Annotated in this window: 17 protein-coding genes and 2 tRNA genes; 15 read left to right on the top strand and 4 right to left on the bottom strand. The window is 51.1% G+C overall.

Annotated elements, in window-relative coordinates; all coding sequences use genetic code 11:
• From glmM to CWE12_RS04035, 15 genes are all read left to right on the top strand, one after another.
• Positions 1–1,332, top strand: a complete 1,332-nt coding sequence (gene glmM, locus CWE12_RS04105; RefSeq protein WP_126788373.1) for a phosphoglucosamine mutase — start codon at positions 1–3, stop codon at positions 1,330–1,332.
• Positions 1,333–1,473: 141 nt separating this feature from the next.
• Positions 1,474–2,214, top strand: a complete 741-nt coding sequence (tpiA, locus tag CWE12_RS04100) for a triose-phosphate isomerase (RefSeq protein WP_198675692.1) — start codon at positions 1,474–1,476, stop codon at positions 2,212–2,214.
• A gap of 8 nt (positions 2,215–2,222) precedes the next feature.
• Complete coding sequence (gene secG / locus CWE12_RS04095) at positions 2,223–2,513, top strand: preprotein translocase subunit SecG (protein ID WP_126788371.1); 291 nt, start codon at positions 2,223–2,225, stop codon at positions 2,511–2,513.
• Positions 2,514–2,527: 14 nt separating this feature from the next.
• A tRNA-Leu gene (locus CWE12_RS04090) sits at positions 2,528–2,614 on the top strand.
• Between the two features lie 61 nt (positions 2,615–2,675).
• Positions 2,676–2,752: transfer RNA gene (locus CWE12_RS04085), tRNA-Met, on the top strand.
• A gap of 163 nt (positions 2,753–2,915) precedes the next feature.
• On the top strand, positions 2,916–3,344 hold the full coding sequence (gene rimP, locus CWE12_RS04080) for a ribosome maturation factor RimP (protein WP_420836629.1): 429 nt from the start codon (positions 2,916–2,918) through the stop codon (positions 3,342–3,344).
• 24 nt (positions 3,345–3,368) lie between these two features.
• Complete coding sequence (gene nusA / locus CWE12_RS04075; RefSeq protein ID WP_126788369.1) at positions 3,369–4,874, top strand: transcription termination factor NusA; 1,506 nt, start codon at positions 3,369–3,371, stop codon at positions 4,872–4,874.
• 12 nt (positions 4,875–4,886) lie between these two features.
• On the top strand, positions 4,887–7,568 hold the full coding sequence (gene infB, locus CWE12_RS04070; protein WP_126788368.1) for a translation initiation factor IF-2: 2,682 nt from the start codon (positions 4,887–4,889) through the stop codon (positions 7,566–7,568).
• An 80-nt stretch (positions 7,569–7,648) separates the two neighbouring features.
• Complete coding sequence (rbfA, locus tag CWE12_RS04065) at positions 7,649–8,044, top strand: 30S ribosome-binding factor RbfA (RefSeq protein WP_126788367.1); 396 nt, start codon at positions 7,649–7,651, stop codon at positions 8,042–8,044.
• Positions 8,045–8,980 (top strand): tRNA pseudouridine(55) synthase TruB, encoded by a 936-nt coding sequence (gene truB, locus CWE12_RS04060; protein ID WP_126788366.1) that lies wholly within the window; start codon positions 8,045–8,047, stop codon positions 8,978–8,980.
• An 87-nt stretch (positions 8,981–9,067) separates the two neighbouring features.
• The gene (rpsO, locus tag CWE12_RS04055; protein WP_126788365.1) at positions 9,068–9,337 is read left to right on the top strand and encodes a 30S ribosomal protein S15; all 270 of its coding nucleotides are present in this window, start codon (positions 9,068–9,070) and stop codon (positions 9,335–9,337) included.
• Between the two features lie 149 nt (positions 9,338–9,486).
• Positions 9,487–11,589, top strand: a complete 2,103-nt coding sequence (gene pnp, locus CWE12_RS04050) for a polyribonucleotide nucleotidyltransferase (protein ID WP_126788364.1) — start codon at positions 9,487–9,489, stop codon at positions 11,587–11,589.
• A 174-nt stretch (positions 11,590–11,763) separates the two neighbouring features.
• Positions 11,764–13,440, top strand: a complete 1,677-nt coding sequence (gene ggt, locus CWE12_RS04045; RefSeq protein WP_241984134.1) for a gamma-glutamyltransferase — start codon at positions 11,764–11,766, stop codon at positions 13,438–13,440.
• Positions 13,441–13,532: 92 nt separating this feature from the next.
• On the top strand, positions 13,533–14,459 hold the full coding sequence (gene nlpI / locus CWE12_RS04040) for a lipoprotein NlpI (RefSeq protein WP_157981919.1): 927 nt from the start codon (positions 13,533–13,535) through the stop codon (positions 14,457–14,459).
• Between the two features lie 9 nt (positions 14,460–14,468).
• Positions 14,469–15,728 (top strand): zinc metalloprotease, encoded by a 1,260-nt coding sequence (locus CWE12_RS04035; RefSeq protein ID WP_126788362.1) that lies wholly within the window; start codon positions 14,469–14,471, stop codon positions 15,726–15,728.
• A 68-nt stretch (positions 15,729–15,796) separates the two neighbouring features.
• Here the strand turns inward: CWE12_RS04035 and lipA are convergent, their stop codons facing one another.
• The 4 genes from lipA to CWE12_RS04015 all read right to left on the bottom strand — a co-directional run bounded on the left by lipA (position 15,797) and on the right by CWE12_RS04015 (position 18,944).
• Positions 15,797–16,762 (bottom strand): lipoyl synthase, encoded by a 966-nt coding sequence (gene lipA, locus CWE12_RS04030; protein WP_126788361.1) that lies wholly within the window; start codon positions 16,760–16,762, stop codon positions 15,797–15,799.
• Positions 16,746–17,408, bottom strand: a complete 663-nt coding sequence (gene lipB, locus CWE12_RS04025) for a lipoyl(octanoyl) transferase LipB (protein ID WP_126788360.1) — start codon at positions 17,406–17,408, stop codon at positions 16,746–16,748. Before lipB ends, lipA begins: the two co-directional genes overlap by 17 nt.
• Positions 17,409–17,498: 90 nt before the next feature.
• Positions 17,499–17,765, bottom strand: a complete 267-nt coding sequence (gene ybeD / locus CWE12_RS04020) for a DUF493 family protein YbeD (protein WP_198675691.1) — start codon at positions 17,763–17,765, stop codon at positions 17,499–17,501.
• Between the two features lie 12 nt (positions 17,766–17,777).
• On the bottom strand, positions 17,778–18,944 hold the full coding sequence (locus CWE12_RS04015) for a serine hydrolase (protein WP_198675678.1): 1,167 nt from the start codon (positions 18,942–18,944) through the stop codon (positions 17,778–17,780).
• Positions 18,945–18,974 lie beyond the last annotated feature (30 nt).

The following is an 18,974-nucleotide window of genomic DNA, read 5'->3' as shown; positions in this document are numbered from 1 at the left end:
ATGGGGAAGTATTTTGGTACAGACGGGATCCGCGGCCGGGTCGGCAGCGAGCTGGTGGCACCGGATTTTGTTCTGAAATTAGGCTGGGCTGCAGGTAAGATCCTGGCCGCCGAAGGGAACACCAAGGTGTTGATTGGGAAAGACACACGGATTTCTGGGTATATGCTGGAATCTGCGTTAGAAGCCGGTCTTGCAGCAGCAGGCGTCGATGTCGAGCTGTTAGGGCCGATGCCAACGCCTGCGGTCGCGTATCTGACCCGTACATTTCGTGCCTCGGCGGGGATTGTGATCAGCGCTTCACACAATCCGTATTACGACAACGGCATTAAGTTTTTCTCCGATACCGGGCATAAGCTTTCTGATCAACTGGAAGCATCGATTGAGGCCATGATTGACCAGCCGATGGCCTGTGTCGACTCAGAACAGCTGGGTCGCGCGTCGCGTATTACTGATGCCCCGGGTCGTTATATTGAATTTTGTAAGAGCGTCTGTCCGGGTGATATTTCATTTACCGGGATCAAAATGGTGGTCGATTGCGCACATGGAGCAACCTATCACATTGCTGGCAATGTATTTCGTGAACTGGGCGCTGAGGTTATTGAAATAGGCACCAAGCCGGACGGTCTGAATATTAACCAGGACTGCGGTGCAACCAACTTAAAGGCACTTAGCGAAGCCGTTGTAAGCCACAAAGCACAGCTTGGTGTAGCGCTCGATGGGGATGGTGACCGGATTATGATGATTGACGCTCAGGGGCGAACCATCGACGGTGACGAGATTGTTTTTGCATTGGCGCGCGAAGCCATGTTAGCCGGGCATCTGGATGGCGGCGTGGTCGGTACGCTGATGAGCAATATGGGGCTGGAACTGGCGCTGAAAGAGCTGGGTATTCCTTTTGTCCGGGCCAAGGTGGGCGACCGCCATGTGATGGAAGCGTTGCGTGAAAATGGCTGGAGCATCGGCGGCGAGAATTCTGGCCATGTGATTAATTTACAGTACCATAGCACCGGCGATGGCATTATTGCCGGCGTGCAAATGCTTACTGCGATGGTACGCAAGAATTGCCAGCTGCGTGATTTACTTGAAGGCATGCACAAACTGCCGCAGCAGTTGGTGAACGTGAAGTACAGCGGCGATCAGGATCCATTGCAGGCTGATAATGTGAAATCTGCGGTAGAGGAAGTCGAGCAGGCATTAGCCGGTCAGGGACGGGTTTTATTGCGTAAATCCGGCACCGAGCCACTGATCCGGGTGATGGTCGAAGGCAACAACGAAAAAGCCGTTCGTGCCTTTGCCCAACAGATCGCCTCAGAAGTCAGTGCGGCGAGCTAAGTTGTTAATCGCAAAGTAGTTAACTATTTACTCGCCGGGTGATTAAAGCGTGTCCAACGACACGCTTTTTTTAAGCGCGGTGCTTGTAACTTCTGATGAGGTTAGGTACTATCAGCGCCGCTTTGAACAAGGGATGCGAAAATCATGCGACAGTCGTTAGTGATTGCAAACTGGAAGTTAAACGGCAACCTTAAGCTGGTCGATGACATGGTCTCGGCGCTTGCTTCGGCTCGCTGTTCAGCCGATGTGGTTATTTGCCCTCCAGCACCGTATCTGGCAGCCCTTGAAACAGCCACGCAGCGCCTCAATATTGAAGTTGGCGGACAAAACTGCAGTGTCTATAGCAGCGGGGCGTATACCGGTGAAATCGCAGCTGAGATGCTGGCTGAAGTCGGTTGCAAATATGTCTTGTTAGGTCACTCAGAGCGTCGTGCTTTATTTGCTGAAGACGACATGTTGATTGCAAAAAAGGTTCAACTCGCTCAGCAGGCCGGTCTTACCGCTGTGTTGTGTGTCGGGGAAACTTTGCAGCAGCGTGAAGCGGGAAAGACGCTGGACGTGGTAAAAGCACAGTTGAGCGAAGTACTCAACGATGTTGATTTTAATCGCCTGGTGGTGGCATATGAACCTGTATGGGCCATCGGCACTGGTGAAACAGCAACGCCTGAGCAAGCTCAGGAGGTCCATGCAGCGATTCGCCAGTATGTGGCAACCTTTAATACCGATGCGGCAAGCAAATTAGCCTTGCTGTACGGTGGTAGTGTTAAGCCTGAGAACGCCGAAATTCTGTTTGCGCAGGATGATATTGATGGCGGCCTTATCGGTGGTGCCAGTCTGAATACAGACCAGTTCCTCGCTATTTGTAGCGCAGTGAAAGGATAACGAGACTTATGTACGAGATTTTTTTAGTATTGTATTTACTTTGTGCTATCGCGTTGATCGCTTTAATTCTGATGCAACGTGGTAAAGGCGCTGACATGGGTGCGTCTTTTGGCTCTGGTGGGTCGAACACCGTATTCGGTTCTGCTGGTTCGGGCAATTTTTTAACCCGCACTACAACTATTCTGGCAGTGGCTTTCTTCCTGCTTAGCCTGATCCTTGGCAATATGGCTACCGGAACTGGCGAAGTAGAAGAAGACTGGAACGATTTAAGTGTTCCAACATTACCGGATGACATGTAAGTAAGAAAAAATTTGCCGAAGTGGTGGAATTGGTAGACACGCCATCTTGAGGGGGTGGTGCTCTTCTGAGCGTACGAGTTCAAGTCTCGTCTTCGGCACCAAATCAAATACCCTATGGTATTGAAGAAATATGCCATTTTAGTATAATGGTAAGTAATCGGACGCGGGGTGGAGCAGTCTGGTAGCTCGTCGGGCTCATAACCCGAAGGTCGTAGGTTCGAATCCTGCCCCCGCAACCAATTTACAGGGTCCCAGTTTGGTATGAAGCCCCGACAGAGCAAGCGGGGCTTTTTGCTATCTGCCCTGTGATGAAGAATATTATCGTCACCAAAAACTGGGCTTTAGGCCCTTTTTTTATTTCTGGAGGACGCCTTGGCGACCATTACTGAACGTTTGACTAACATGTTGGCACCGGCGGTTGAAGCGCTGGACTACGAGTTGGTTGGTATTGAATTTATCCGTGCAGGCAAGCATTCCACGTTGCGCGTTTATATAGACCATCCGCAAGGTATTTCGGTGGATGACTGCGCGCATGTTAGCCGTCAGGCGAGTGCCGTACTGGATGTAGAAGACCCTATTAATGTTGAATATAACCTGGAAGTGTCATCACCAGGTATGGACCGGCCATTGTTCACTGCCGCTCATTATGAGCAGTTTCAAGGTGAGATGGCCCAGGTGGTACTGAGTGTTCCAGTGGCAGGAAAACGTAAATTTACTGGCGTAATACGAACGGTAGTGGATAACACGGTGACTTTTGGTGTGGGTGAGGAAACCCTGGACGTAGAAGTTGCTACCATTAAGAAAGCAAATCTAGTCCCGAATTTTGATTAAGGATTTCGTTGGCGAGGCACGAACATGAATAAAGAAATTTTAATGGTCGCAGAGGCGGTGTCGAATGAGAAGGCCGTTCCTCGAGACAAAATCTTCGAAGCACTGGAATCAGCGCTTGCGACAGCAACAAAGAAAAAATATGACGGTGAAATTGAAGTTCGCGTAAACATCGATCGCCAAACGGGTGATTTTGATACCTTTCGTCGCTGGAAAATAGTCCCTGACGACGCGCAGATGGAAAATCCATATGCTGAAATCAGCTTATCCGCTGCTCAGTACGATGAACCAGAGCTGCAGCTAGGTGACTACGTCGAAGAGCAGGTTGAGTCGATTAAATTTGACCGTATTACAACCCAAACGGCGAAACAGGTTATCGTACAAAAAGTGCGTGAAGCTGAGCGTGCCATGGTGGTTGAAGAATATGAAGACCAGGTCGGTGAACTGATCAGCGGTATCGTGAAAAAAACCACTCGTGATAATATTATTCTGGACCTGGGTAACAATGCCGAGGCAGTTATTTTCCGTGAGGAAATGCTGCCACGGGAAATGGTACGTCCAGGCGACCGGGTACGCGGTTTGTTGTACGCAGTGCGTCCGGAATCGCGCGGTGCGCAATTATTTGTCAGCCGTACCAACCCGAACTTTCTAATCGAGCTGTTCCGCATTGAAGTGCCGGAAATTGGCGAAGAAATGATTGAGATCAAAGGTGCAGCCCGTGATCCAGGGCTGCGTGCTAAAATTGCGGTGAAAAGTAATGATCGCCGGATAGACCCTGTTGGTGCCTGCGTTGGTATGCGCGGTGCCCGTGTTCAGGCAGTTTCCGGAGAGCTGGGTGGCGAGCGGGTTGATATCGTCCTTTGGGACGAAAATCCGGCACAGTTCGTGATCAATGCAATGTCCCCGGCGGAAGTGGCTTCTATCGTAATGGACGAAGAAACCAAAACCATGGAAATTGCAGTTGAAGCAGACAATCTGGCACAAGCGATTGGTCGTAATGGTCAGAATATTCGTTTAGCCAGTCAGTTAACTGGCTGGGAACTGAATGTGATGACTGTAGAAGATTTCAACGTTCGCAATGAAGAAGAGTCATCACGATTAACCCAGCTGTTTACCGCGGGTCTCGACATTGATGAGGACTTTGCAGGGGTGTTGATTGACGAAGGGTTCTCTTCGTTGGAAGAAGTTGCCTATGTGCCAGTCGCTGAGTTACTGGCGATTGACGGCATGGACGAGGACACAGTTGAAGAACTGCGTACTCGAGCAAAAGATTATCTGACAACCAAAGCGCTGGCGACTGAAGAGTCGCTGGAAGGTGCTGAGCCTGAGCAAGCATTGCTTGATTTAGACGGCATGGACAAGCACCTGGCCTTTGAACTGGCAGCAATCGGAGTGAAAACTCTGGAAGATCTGGCAGAGCAAGGGATTGACGACTTGTCAGACATAGAATCTTTAGGCGCTGAGAAGGCAGGCGAGCTGATTATGAAAGCTCGTAACATCTGCTGGTTCAGCGACGATGAAAATAGTCAGTGAGGTGGGAAATAAATGGCAGAAGTTAAAGTAGAAAAGCTCGCCAGCGATATTGGGACCTCCGTTGAACGGTTGTTAACGCAGTTTACTGAAGCCGGTATGAGCAAGAAAGCCGATGACAGTGTGACTGAAGATGAGAAGCAGAAGCTGCTTGCACACCTGAATAAGCAACATGGCGGAGCGGGTTCATCAGAGCCAGCACGGATGACGTTAAAACGTAAAACAAAGAGTACGTTAAGTGTTCCCGGTGGCGGTGGTAAGTCGAAAGCTGTGCAGGTGGAAGTACGCAAGAAGCGCACCTATGTAAAACGTCCGTCGGCGGAAGAGCTGGCTCGTGAAGAAGAAGAGCGTCTGGCTGCTGAACGCGAAGCGGAAGAAAAAGCACGTCTGGAAGCGGAAGCGGTCGCTAAGGCGAAAGCCGAAGCAGAACGCAAAGCGGCGGAAGAAAAAGCCAAAGCAGACGAGAAGCGTAAAGCTGAAAAACTACGCAAAGAGAAACAGCGTGAAGAAGCTGAGAAAGCTGCTCGTGCGGCGATGACGCCAGAAGAGCTGAAAAAAGCAGACGAAGCGAAAGCCGAGGAAGAAAAACTGCGTAAAGCTCAGGAAGAAGAAGCCAAGAAAAAAGCTGAAGCAGAAGCGATTAAGCAAGCTGAAGAAGCACGTCGCCTGGCTGAAGAGAACGAATCACGCTGGCAGGAAGAAGAAGCGAAACGCAAGCAAGCGGAACAGGAAGATGTTCACTTCACCACCTCTGAGACTGCGAAACAGGCAGAAGACCAGCAGGATACTGAAGAAGAGCGTCGCGCGCGCCGGGCGAAGAAAAAGCGTAGCCGCAAAGACGAAGAGCGGGCCGAGGCTCCACGTCGTGAACGTCGCCGTAAAGGTGGCAAGATGCGCGCTCCTTCAACCATGCAGCATGGTTTCCAAAAGCCAGCATCGCCGGTTGAACGCGATGTACGTATTACAGAAACCATCACCGTTGCTGAACTGGCAAACCGGATGGCAATTAAAGCTGGCGAAGTTATCAAGACGATGATGAAGATGGGCGAAATGGTGACCATCAATCAGGTTCTGGATCAGGAAACCGCCGTACTGGTGGTGGAAGAGCTGGGTCACAAAGCCGTATTGGTTAACGACAACGCGCTTGAACAATCAGTACTGGATGATCGCCAGGAAGCGGGTGAGATGAAGCCTCGTGCGCCGGTAGTGACCGTTATGGGCCACGTCGACCATGGTAAAACATCGCTGCTTGATTACATTCGTAAAGCCAAAGTAGCCGCCGGTGAAGCGGGTGGTATTACCCAGCATATCGGTGCCTACCACGTCGACACCGGTCATGGCATGATTACCTTCCTTGATACCCCGGGTCACGCGGCCTTTACCTCAATGCGTGCACGCGGCGCCGGAGCCACCGATGTAGTTATTCTGGTAGTGGCTGCCGATGACGGTGTGATGCCACAAACCATTGAAGGTATTCAGCATGCGAGAGCTGCTGGCGTACCACTGGTGGTTGCGGTGAATAAAATGGATAAGCCAGAAGCGGATCCGGATCGGGTTAAGTCCGAACTGTCACAGCATAATGTCTTGTCTGAAGAATGGGGCGGCGACGTTCAGTTCGTACATGTTTCGGCGAAAGAAGGCCTGGGTATTGACGAACTGCTTGAAGCTATCCTGCTACAGTCTGAATTGCTTGACCTTAAAGCAGACGACTCAGGTATGGCACAGGGTGTGGTGATTGAATCGCGTCTGGATAAAGGACGTGGCCCGGTTGCTTCCATTCTGGTTCAGAGCGGTACCTTGCATAAAGGTGACATCGTCTTATGTGGTCTGGAATACGGCCGTGTGCGTGCGATGCGTGATGAAATTGGTAAAGATGTGGATACTGCCGGACCTTCGATTCCAGTCGAAATCCTGGGTCTTTCAGGGGTACCGCAAGCTGGTGACGAAGTGACCGTTGTTCGCGACGAGAAAAAAGCGCGCGAAGTGTCAAACTATCGTCAGGGTAAATACCGTGATGTGAAGTTGGCGCGTCAACAGAAAGCCAAGCTGGAGAATATGTTCAGCAACATGGCAGAAGGCGAAGTCTCTGAGCTGAATATTGTTCTTAAAGCCGATGTTCAGGGTTCACTGGAAGCTATTTCAGAGTCGTTGCAGAAGCTGTCGACCGACGAAGTTAAGGTCAATATTATCGGCAATGGTGTAGGTGGTATTACCGAAACTGATATTACGCTGGCTGGTGCTTCGAATGCGATTGTGATTGGTTTTAATGTGCGTGCAGACGCCACAGCGAAACGTGCTGTTGAGCGTGAGCAGGTGGATCTGCGTTACTACAGCATCATTTACGACGTAATTGACGAAATCAGACAAGCGATGACCGGCATGCTGGCTCCTGAGTTCAGACAGGAAATCATCGGCCTGGCGGAAGTACGTGATGTATTTAAGTCACCAAAACTGGGCGCGATTGCCGGTTGTATGGTAACTGAAGGTGTCATTAAGCGTTCAGCGCCTATTCGTGTACTGCGTGATAACGTCGTTATTTACGAAGGTGAGCTGGAATCGCTGCGTCGCTTTAAAGACGATGTCCAGGAAGTCCGTAATGGGATGGAATGTGGTATCGGCGTGAAGAACTACAACGACGTTAAAGTTGGTGACCAGATTGAGGTCTTTGAAACGGTTCAGGTAGAGCGTACGCTCTAAGCTGAAACCCCGTTTACCGACAGTATTAAGATAACATGGGGGCCTCGTGCCCCCATGTGTGTATCTAACAGGAGCCGAAAATGCCCAAAGAATTTAGTCGTACGGACCGCTTTTCACAGCAGTTGCAGCGTGAAGTTGCGCAGATCCTGCAACGCGAAATCAAGGATCCTCGAGTTGTGATGCCGACCGTTTCAGATGTCGAGGTGTCGCGTGATTTGGCCTATGCCAAGGTTTTTGTCACATTCCTCAATGAGGATGAAGCGGGCACTAAAGAAGCACTCAAAGTATTGAACGAGGCCACAGGGTATATTCGTTCGATTCTGGGTAAACGTCTTAAAGCACGTATTACGCCTAATTTGCGCTTTGAATACGACCCGTCATTGAATGAGGGGATCCGCATGGCCAAACTGGTGGGTGAAGCCACCAAACGCGATGCACAACGCAAAAAAGATGCTGGCGATACGGAAGGCGAGTAAGTGGCAAGACGAAGTAAAAAAGGTCGCCCGATAAATGGTGTCGTGCTGGTGAATAAGCACCAGGGTGAGTCATCCAACCGGGTGCTGCAACAGGTAAAACGTTTATACAACGCGCAAAAAGCAGGCCACACTGGTGCGCTGGACCCTTTGGCGACCGGTATGTTGCCAGTCTGCCTTGGTGAAGCGACTAAATTCTCTCAGTTTTTGCTGGATGCGGATAAAGTCTACCAGGTCCGGGCTCAGCTGGGTGTACGGACGGATACCAGTGATGCTGATGGAACTGTGGTGGAAACCAGGCCGGTGGACGTATCGGACCAGCAGTTAGCGGCTGCACTGGAGCAGTTTCGCGGCGATATTGAGCAGGTCCCATCGATGTTTTCGGCATTGAAGCACCAGGGAAAGCCATTGTACGAATATGCGCGCCAAGGCATTACCATTGATCGTCCGGCGCGACCGATACAAATATTCCGGCTTGAGCTACTGCAGCGGAACGATGATTTTATTGAGCTGGATGTGCACTGCAGTAAGGGTACCTATATCCGCTCGCTGGTTGATGATCTTGGTCAGTTACTTGGTTGCGGGGCCCACGTGCAGGCGCTTCATCGCAGTGCGGTGGCAGATTACCCGGCCGAAGCCATGTTGTCAGTGGATGAACTGGCTGAACTGGCGGCGGCGAATGAAGCCGACACCCCTGATTATACTGCCCTGGATGCCCAGCTATTGCCATTGGACAGTCCGGTCGCCCGGCTACCGGTGATACTGGCAGCCCTGGAGCAGGGTAATGCGTTTTTGCATGGTCAGCCAGTGAGCGCAGACGTGTATCCGGCCGGAACTCCGGTGCGGGTCGAGAATGAGCATGGTGTGTTTCTGGGAGTTGCCGAATACCGCGAAGATAAAAGGGCCTGGCCGAAGCGTGTTGTTGTATTTGATACTTGAATAGGGCTTGGCGGATGCGTATAATCCGCGAAGATTTTAATCCCCGGCTGAATTAGTGATCGGTTGGGCTAATTTTTGGAGATAACTATGTCACTAAGTGCAGAAGTAAAAGCTCAGATCGTTAAAGATTATGGCCGTGTTGAAAATGATACAGGTTCACCTGAAGTACAGGTAGCCTTGCTAACCGCTCAAATCAACCATCTACAAGGTCACTTTAAAGAGCACATCCATGACCACCATTCACGTCGTGGTTTGTTGCGTATGGTTAGCCAGCGTCGTAAATTGCTGGACTACCTGAAAGGTAAGAGCAACGAGCGTTATGCAGACCTGATCAAGCGTCTGGAACTGCGTCGTTAATCAGTTTGCTTAAAAAAGGGGCCTTATGGCCCCTTTTTTTGTATTTCAGCTCTTATTTTATACGCGACTTCGTTATACTGTGTCGCGAGAAATAAGTGAAAGTAGGGCCTTGGACAAAAGGCCAACATAAAAGTAAAGGAAAAGACAACGTGAATCCTATAACTAAACAATTCCAGTACGGCCGTCACACGGTGACATTAGAAACTGGCGCTATTGCTCGTCAGGCTTCTGGTGCTGTATTGGCAAGCATTGATGACACTGCGGTTCTGGTAACCGTAGTGGGTAAAAAAGACGTGAACGAGGGAATGGACTTTTTCCCGTTGACGGTAAATTACCAGGAGCGTACCTACGCAGCCGGTAAAATTCCAGGCGGTTTCTTCAAGCGTGAAGGTCGCCCAACTGAAAACGAAACTTTAACCTCACGTCTGATTGACCGTCCAATTCGTCCATTATTCCCTGACGGGTTTAAAAACGAAGTACAGGTTATCGCCACTGTTGTGTCACTGAATCCTGAAATTGCGCCTGATATCGTTGCCTTGTTAGGTACGTCGGCGGCGTTAGCGGTATCAGGTTTGCCATTTAATGGTCCGATTGGTGCTGCTCGTGTCGGTGTGGTTAACAACGAATACGTTCTTAACCCAACCTCGACCGAACTGACTGAGTCCAACCTGGATCTGGTGGTAGCTGGTACTGAAGCGGCCGTCTTGATGGTTGAATCAGAAGCCAACCTGCTGAGCGAAGAAGCGATGCTGGGTGCGGTGATGTATGGCCATGAGCAAATGCAAGCGGCAGTCACTGCAATTAAAGAATTTGCTGCAGAAGTAAACACCCCGTCGTGGGACTGGCAGCCACCTGCGGTCGACAATGAGCTGAAAAGCGCAGTGAAAGAACTGGCTGAAGCTAAAATTGGCGAAGCGTATCTGGTAACTGATAAATCAGAGCGCCGTGACAAGCTGAACGTTGTACGTAGCGAGATGATGGAAGCACTGGCAGCGAAATTTGAAGAGCTGGACCAGAAAGCGGCCGGAAACTTCTTCCATGATCTGGAAAGTGACGTTGTCCGCAGCCGTATCATCAAAGGCGAGCCGCGTATCGATGGGCGTGAACCAGATATGGTTCGTGCGCTGGATATGTCGACTGGTGTGTTACCTCGTACGCACGGCTCTGCGGTGTTCACCCGTGGTGAAACCCAGGCTCTGGTTGTAGCGACTTTGGGTACTGAGCGTGATGGTCAGAACATTGACGAAATCATGGGTGCGCGCACTGAACGCTTTATGTTGCACTATAACTTCCCTCCTTACAGCGTTGGTGAAACTGGCTTTGTCGGCTCACCTAAGCGTCGTGAAATCGGCCATGGTCGTTTGGCGAAGCGCGGTGTGATGGCAGTTATGCCAAACTCGGATGAATTCCCGTACACCATTCGTGTGGTGTCTGAGATCACTGAATCAAATGGTTCAAGCTCAATGGCTTCAGTCTGTGGTACGTCACTGGCATTGATGGACGCTGGTGTGCCTATCAAAGCCTCTGTGGCTGGTATTGCGATGGGTCTGGTGAAAGAAGGCGACGACTATGTGGTGCTTTCTGACATCCTCGGTGACGAAGATCATTTAGGTGATATGGACTTTAAAGTCGCTGGTAGCCGTGATGGTGTAACTGCGTTGCAGATGGACATCAAAATCGAAGGCATTACCAAAGACATTATGGAAAAAGCGCTGGCTCAGGCCCGTGCTGCTCGCCTGCACATTCTGAATGTGATGGACGAAGCACTTAGTGGTGCACGTGATGAAGTATCAAGCTATGCGCCACGTTTCCATATGATGAAGATTAACCCTGAGAAAATCCGTGACGTTATTGGTAAAGGCGGTGCAGTGATTCGTGAACTGACTGAATCAACCAACACCAATATCGAAATTGATGACGATGGTATGATTAAAATCGCAGCTACGTCAGAAGAAGACGCAAAAGCAGCGGTTGCCCGTATTGAAGCCATCACGGCAGACGTTGAAGTCGGTCGTATCTACCAGGGTAAAGTGGCTCGAATCGTCGATTTCGGCGCGTTTGTGACTGTATTACCAGGTAAAGATGGTCTGGTTCATATCTCGCAAATCTCTGATGAGCGCGTTGAAAACGTCGCTGATCACATGAGTGTCGGTGATACCGTTGCGGTCAAGGTACTGGAAATTGACCGTCAGGGTCGTGTGCGTTTGAGCATGAAAGAAGCAGCTGAAAAAACACCTTCAACTGAAGAATAAGCGACTAACGTAGTCTCTGATAAGGCCAGCGTGGGAAACCACGCTGGCTTTTTTTATGTCTGCTGGTTTATGCTGGGCAACGAGTTTATACAACCAGCCTATTTTTTAAGGGGAACCAGCGTGCGATATCAGGATACTTTACCAAGGGTACCAGGCAAGCTTTTAAAAGGGGCTTTGTGTGCCGTAGCGGTGGCAGTCAGTGTGCCGGCGCTCGCTTATGATCGGATTACCGGCCATCATTTCGCCTCACGTTCCGAGGTCATGGCACCGGAGGCAATGGCAGCCACCAGTCAACCGCTGGCGACTCAGGCCGCGCTTGAAGTTATGCGCAATGGCGGCAGTGCAGTGGATGCTGCTATCGCTGCCAACGCGTTACTGGGCCTTGTTGAGCCAACTGGCAACGGCATCGGTGGCGACCTCTATGCGATTATATGGGATGCAGAAAGTGAAACCTTACACGGCCTGAATGCCTCGGGACGTTCTCCGCAGAGTCTCACTCTTGAGCATTTTCAGCAGCAGGGTCTTGATAAGATACCGGCACGAGGCGTGTTACCACTGTCCGTGCCAGGGGCAGTGGATGGCTGGTTTGAGATGCACCAGCGTTTTGGTTCATTGCCGATGAGCGAACTGCTTGCGCCCGCTATTCACTATGCCGAAAACGGGTTTCCGGTAAGCGAAGTCATTGCTTACTACTTTGAGCGCAACGCCGAGGTCCTGCAGCAGTATCCGGGCTTTGCCGAGGTTTTCATGGAGGATGGCGAGCCGCCACAAGAAGGTGAGCGCTTTAGCAATCCAGATCTGGCCTGGAGTTATCGTCAACTGGCCGAACATGGCCGCGACGCCTTTTACGAGGGAGAAATCGCTCAGCGTATAAGCCGCTTTGTTAGTGAGCATGGTGGCTTCCTTAATGCCGATGATTTAGCTGCACATAGCTCAGAATGGGTTGACCCGGTGTCGACCAATTATCGTGGCTATGACCTGTGGGAACTACCGCCGAATACCCAGGGCATCGCCGCACTGCAAATTCTGAATATTCTGGAAGACTATGACCTGAGCGCCTGGGGACATGACAGCCCTGAATATATTCATCACTTTGTCGAAGCGAAAAAGCTGGCGTTCGAAGACCGAGCACGCTTTTATTCAGATACCGCATTCAATGAGATTCCAGTGGACTGGCTGATTTCCAAAGACTATGCCACTGAGCGACGTCAGTTGATTGATTCTGAGCAGGCAGGGAATAGCTTTGAACCCGGTAACCCGCCAACCGATGGAGATACGATTTACCTCACCACGGCGGACAAAGATGGCAACATGGTGTCCTTGATTCAGAGTAATTACCGTGGAATGGGTTCAGGTATTACGCCAGAAGGCACCGGTTTCGTGCTGCAGAATCGCGGCGAGCTGTTTGCCCTGGAAGAGGGTCATATGAACCTTTATGAACCTGGTAAACGACCTTTTCATACTATTATTCCGGCATTTGTAACCAAAGACGGTCAGTCAGTGATGAGTTACGGGGTGATGGGGGGTGCTACGCAGCCGCAAATGCATGCGCAGATCCTGATCAATATGCTCGATTTCGGAATGAACCTGCAGGAAGCTGGCGATGCTCCGCGTATACTGCATACCGGCTCAAGTCAGCCTACCGGTGAGCAGATGACAGACGGCGGCGTAGTCAGTCTCGAAAACGGATTTTCGCCAGCTACCCGGCGTGAACTGGTGAAAATGGGACACCGCTTGCAGGAAGCGGTAGGCCCTTATGGCGGTTATCAGGCTATTTGGTACGATGCTGAGCAAGAGGTCTATATTGGCGCCTCAGAAAGTCGTAAAGACGGACACGCTGCAGGCTACTAATTAATGCCACCTACGGGTGGCATTTTTGTCCCTTGCTGGCTGCTGGTGTGCTATGGTCTACTATGTTGACTAAGCATAACGGAGCCAATAACTTGAATTTACGAGCTTTCTGTATTGTCACTTTATCTTTATTGCTGACAGCCTGCGCGGCAGGTCCGGAACGTCAAAGTGACCAGGGGCGTACCGCCACCATCAGTACTGAACAGCAAGTTCAGCCGTCTTCTCCTGACATCCGGGCGAATCAGTTCATCCTGGTTGAACCCCTGATGCCAAGCCCTCAGCGGCAACTGGAAATAGCGCAGATTACGCAGCTATTGCAGGAACAGGACCTCAACAACGAACAGCGCGCAGTATTACTGTACCGTCGCGGCGCCTTATACGATGCGCTGGGTATGACCACGCTGGCCCGGGTTGATTTTAACCAGTTGCTGGAATACCGCCCGGGAATGGCCGATGCCTATAATTACATTGGTATTCATGCCACTCAGGGAGGCGACTATGAGAGCGCGTTTGAAGCCTTTGACAGCGTCATTGAGCTCGACCCGGACCATCCATATGTGTTGCTCAATCGCGGCATTGCCGCCTATTACGCGGGGCAGTATGAACTTGCTCAGGTAGATTTCGCCGACCACCACTATCAGGGACAGGGCGATGCCTACCGTGTCCTCTGGCTGTTTTTTGCAGACCGTGCGCTGAATGAAGAGCACGCTTATCAGCTTCTTGAACAACGCAAAGCAAAGCTGGATGAAAGTTGGGAAACCAACCTGGTACGTTTGTTTACCGGAGAAATCAATGCTCAACAGCTGATGGCAAGTACGTTGCACGATGTTGAGGACCAGATAGTGCTGGTTGAGCGTCTGACGGAAGCCTACTTTTATCTGGGTAAATTCGAGCAACTCAATAACCAGAACGACGATGCGGCAAACTATTTCAAACTGGCGCTAGCGACCAACCTGTATGAGTTCGTGGAACACCGATATGCTCATCTTGAACTCGATAAATTGCGTCAACAGGGCTAGGGCAATAGCTTGAGGGCGTGGTTGGGTAAATTCAGTCTGTTTTTACTGTGCATACTGGCGACCTTGTCACTTCATGGCAGTCAGTTGCAGACCCTGGCCTACTGGAATCAGATGTTTGCCCAGGCACCGGTACGCTTCGCCTACCCAGCGAGTTATTTCGGAGTGGGTGAAGCCAGTCATTATCTGGCGGAAAAGTACTGGCGCGAGCAACAGCGTGCCCGGGCGTTGAGTTTTTATCAGCGAGCTGTACGCCAGGGTGATGCGGGTGCTGCCTATGCGTTATCCGTGCATGTACCGGCAAAATCCGAGCAGTGGCTACAGGCCGCAGCAGAGCTGGGCGACCGCGAGGCATCCCTAACCATCGCCCGCCGTATGCTTGACACCGATCCCAGACGCGCTTATGACTTACTGCAAGCGCTCCAGCCTGGCACGCAACGCGATACCCTGATGGCAAGAATTCTGCTCGCTCGACCCGGTTTAGCTGCTGATACGCAGTGGCAGGATATCGCGCCGGATACCGAGCAGTGGTCTAAACGCCGGGGCGTTGCACGGCGTTTGGATGAAAATCCGGTTCATTATGGCCAGCAGTGCCTGTATGGAGTGAACGTGTATCTGCAGGCTCGACAAGCCAGAATTCGTTTATACGACTGGCTGGCTGAGTTTTATCAGCATCCATTCGCGCAACTCGATTTTTGTTTTACCCTGATAGACCGGCCTGAGGCAGCCGAATGCCACACTGATGACGCCCGGGTGGACTGCTGGGCTCGCGAAGTTACCAGTGAATACCGCTGGTTTGTAGCCGAGAAAGGACTTGCAAATGCACGTGCCAACGAACTTCATTTGTCGATGAGTTCGAGCTTTGAAGTGCTTATCCATGAGTTGGGGCACTGGTTTGGTCTTGCCGATGAGTATCCGATGCGGGAACCTATGGCGAGTGCATTCTGTGAGGGTCGTTTTCGCTTTGAAACGAAGAACCTGGTAGTAACATCGTCCTCGCTAGTGGACGCGAGAACCCTACAGGAGCTCGAAGAGAGTTTACCCTGGCGCGACCAAATCACTCAGCCTATCGCGACTAAGATGAGCAGTGATCTATATCGGCTGGGCTCAGATGACAGTAGCCAGGCGGGACTATTCCGCGCCGCGACCTGTGAAGCGACCCGCTTCCAGGCCTGGAAACCGGTCGCCGAAGTTACCTTTATGGAACAGCACGATATCGGTGTGGTACCGCCGTTGTATCTGCGCCTGATTGAACAGGCAGCGACTCAGTAAGCGTTGCTTGTAAACAATGGATATGAAAAAGCCGACGTAAACGTCGGCTTTTTACTTTGCATTGGTTTCTATGAGACTTCGATGCCCGCTGCCTGAAGGTCAGCATGGTAGGATGAACGCACCAGTGGCCCCGATGCCGCATGGGTGAAGCCCATTTTGTCAGCTTCGCGCTTGAGCATCGCAAAGTCATCAGGGTGGACATAACGGTCTACCGCAATGTGATGTCGGCTTGGTTGCAGATACTGGCCAATAGTCAGCATGTCGACATCATGACGACGAAGATCTTCCATCACCTGCAAGATTTCGTCGTTGGTTTCCCCCAGACCAACCATCAGGCCAGATTTGGTCAGCACGTCTGGACGACGCTCTTTATATTGCTGCAACAAATCCAGTGACCACTGGTAGTTGGCACCGGGACGTGCCGCTTTATACATCCGTGGCACCGTTTCCAGGTTGTGGTTGAAAACGTCTGGGGCTTCGCCCTGGAGAATATCAAGTGCCTTCTCCATTCGTCCACGGAAATCCGGAACCAGAATTTCTACTTTAATCTGTGGTGAGTGATGGCGGATTTCACGCACACAATCGGCAAAGTGCTGAGCACCACCATCGCGCAGATCATCACGGTCGACGGAGGTAATCACGACATACTTCACCCCCATATCCGCAATAGTCTCGCCTAATTTAGCGGCTTCCTTTGGATCGGGTGGTAATGGACGACCATGGGCAACGTCGCAGAAAGGGCAACGTCGGGTGCAGATATCACCAAGAATCATAAAGGTCGCGGTGCCATGATTAAAACATTCAGGCAGATTGGGGCAGGACGCCTCTTCACAGACTGAATGCAGGCCATGCTTACGCATAGCTTTCTTAATATGGTCAATTTTGTCCGTTGATGCGGGCAGCTTAACCTTGAGCCACTCAGGCTTACGGAGCATCTGCTCGCGTTCGGTCGGAATAATCTGTACTGGAATTAACGCCATTTTATCGGCGTCGCGCATTTTTACGCCTGGTTCTAGTCTAACTGGCTTGCTCATAATCTTTATTCAGCCCCTTTACTTCGTGCACCTCGGCATAGCCCAGCTGCGAGATAAATGCGTTACTGACGGCCTTAGCCGCTTGCTCTATTGTCTCTGGCCCGTCATGGTTGCTGGTTTGGGTCATTTCCATGCCGGCGTACCCACAAGGGTTAATGCGGCCGAAGGGTTCCATATCCATCTTTACGTTAAGCGCCAGGCCGTGAAACGAACAGCCCCGGCGAATTCGCAAACCAAGCGAACATACTTTCTGCTGGCCAATATACACACCCGGCGCGTCGGCACGGGGCGCCGATTCAATGGAATAGCTGCGTAAGGCTTCGACAACGGTCTGTTCTATCGCTGTCACCAGATTACGTACGCCCATTTTACGGCGGCGGATATCAATCAAAAAATAAATTACCAACTGCCCGGGACCATGGTAGGTGACCTGACCGCCGCGGTCCACCTGTACCACCGGAATTGTGCCCGGCGCCAGAATATGTTCCGCTTTACCTGCCTGGCCCTGAGTAAATACCGGCGGGTGCTCAACGATCCAGATTTCGTCGTCGGCCTCGGGACCCCGAATATTGGTGTAATGCTGCATGGCATGCCAGACTGGCTCATAGTCCATGCTCGCTAACTGGCGAATGATTAATTTGTTCATGGCGGCATTATACCTTGCCTGAGAAAAGGTTACACCTTATCGGGGATAGGGTTATTGCCAGTTTAGAACTGGCAATACCAGTGCTGCTTGTCAGAGTACGTAGCGTACGTCATCGATGGCCGATAACTCGCGGTACAATAGTTCGACATGGTCTTTGCTGTGGACCACAACATTGATCGACACAGACGCATAGGTCCCTTTGCTGGACGGGCGCTGTTTGGGTTGATAGTCGCCCGGGGCGTGCTGCTGGACCACCGCGACAATTTGCTCTTCTAAAGAGTCGGTCGCTAACCCCATGACTTTAAAAGTGAAGTCACAGGGAAAATCAAGCAGTTGGTCAAATTTCGTTTGCATCAGAAAAGCCTCGCGTTATTCGTCAGCAAAGTTCTTACGAATGTTATCGATAATGCGCTTAAAGAAGCCACCAGCTTCTACTGAGTGCAGAGCAACCAGTGGATAAGACGCAATATCTTCACCATTCAGAGATAAGAATACATTGCCAACCTCGTCGCCTTCATTGATGGGGGCATCGAGTGCTTTATTCAAGACAAAATTGGCTTCCAGGTTCTGACGTTGGCCGCGAGGCAAGGTGACAACGACGTCGTCACGCACACCGAGTTCGACGTGGTCAGACTCACCACCCCAGATACGATGATTGACGAAGCTTTCACCGGCGTCGTAGGCATGCACGGTTTCGTAATAACGGAAGCCGTAGTTGAGTAGCTTTTTACTTTCAGTGGCGCGTGCACGTTCACTGTCGGTACCCATCACCACAGAGACTAAACGGGTTTCGCCTTCCACTGCTGAGGTAACCAGGCTATAACCTGAATCACTGGTATGCCCGGTTTTAATGCCGTCGACGTTAAGTGAACGGTCCCATAGCAATGAATTTCTGTTGTACTGGCGAATGTCATTGAAGGTGAACTCACGTTCTTGATACAGCGCGTACTCTTCCGGAACATCGCGGATTAACGCCTGACCAAGGGTTGCCATGTCGCGTGCCGTGGTCGCCTGACCCTCAGCGGTGAGACCGTGTGGATTAGCAAATACGGTGTTGCTCATACCAAGGCGTTCAGCATAGGCGTTCATCAGATTGGCGAACGCATCGACGCTGCCGGCAATATGCTCCGCCATCGCGACAGCGGCGTCATTACCTGAGGAAATCACCAGCCCTTTATTTAAATCACGTACGGAAACCTGACGACCGACTTCGATAAACATCAGCGATGAACCAGGAAAATTTCGTGCCCAGGCATTTTCACTGACGGTCACCATGTCGTCGTTACTAATAGTGCCGCGTTCAAGTTCATGCCCAATAATGTAGCTGGTCATCATTTTAGTCAGTGAGGCAGGACCATGCAGTTCGTCTGCATTGCCTTCAGCAAGGACATGCCCTGTCTTATAGTCGAGCAAAATATAGGACTTTGCATTGACCGAAGGGGGCTCTGGAACCACGTTAGCGCTGACGGTGGCGCTGAAAAGGGCAACGGTGGCTACACACGTCATTGAAACTCGTCTGAAAAGAGGTTGGCTCATGATTATTTAGTTCTCTTTAATATTACTGAA

It is taken from the genome of Aliidiomarina sedimenti (assembly GCF_003986955.1).
GTDB lineage: Bacteria > Pseudomonadota > Gammaproteobacteria > Enterobacterales > Alteromonadaceae > Aliidiomarina > Aliidiomarina sedimenti.
The sequence above is the reverse complement of the archived record's forward strand: the minus strand, read 5'-3'. Positions and strand labels throughout refer to the sequence as shown.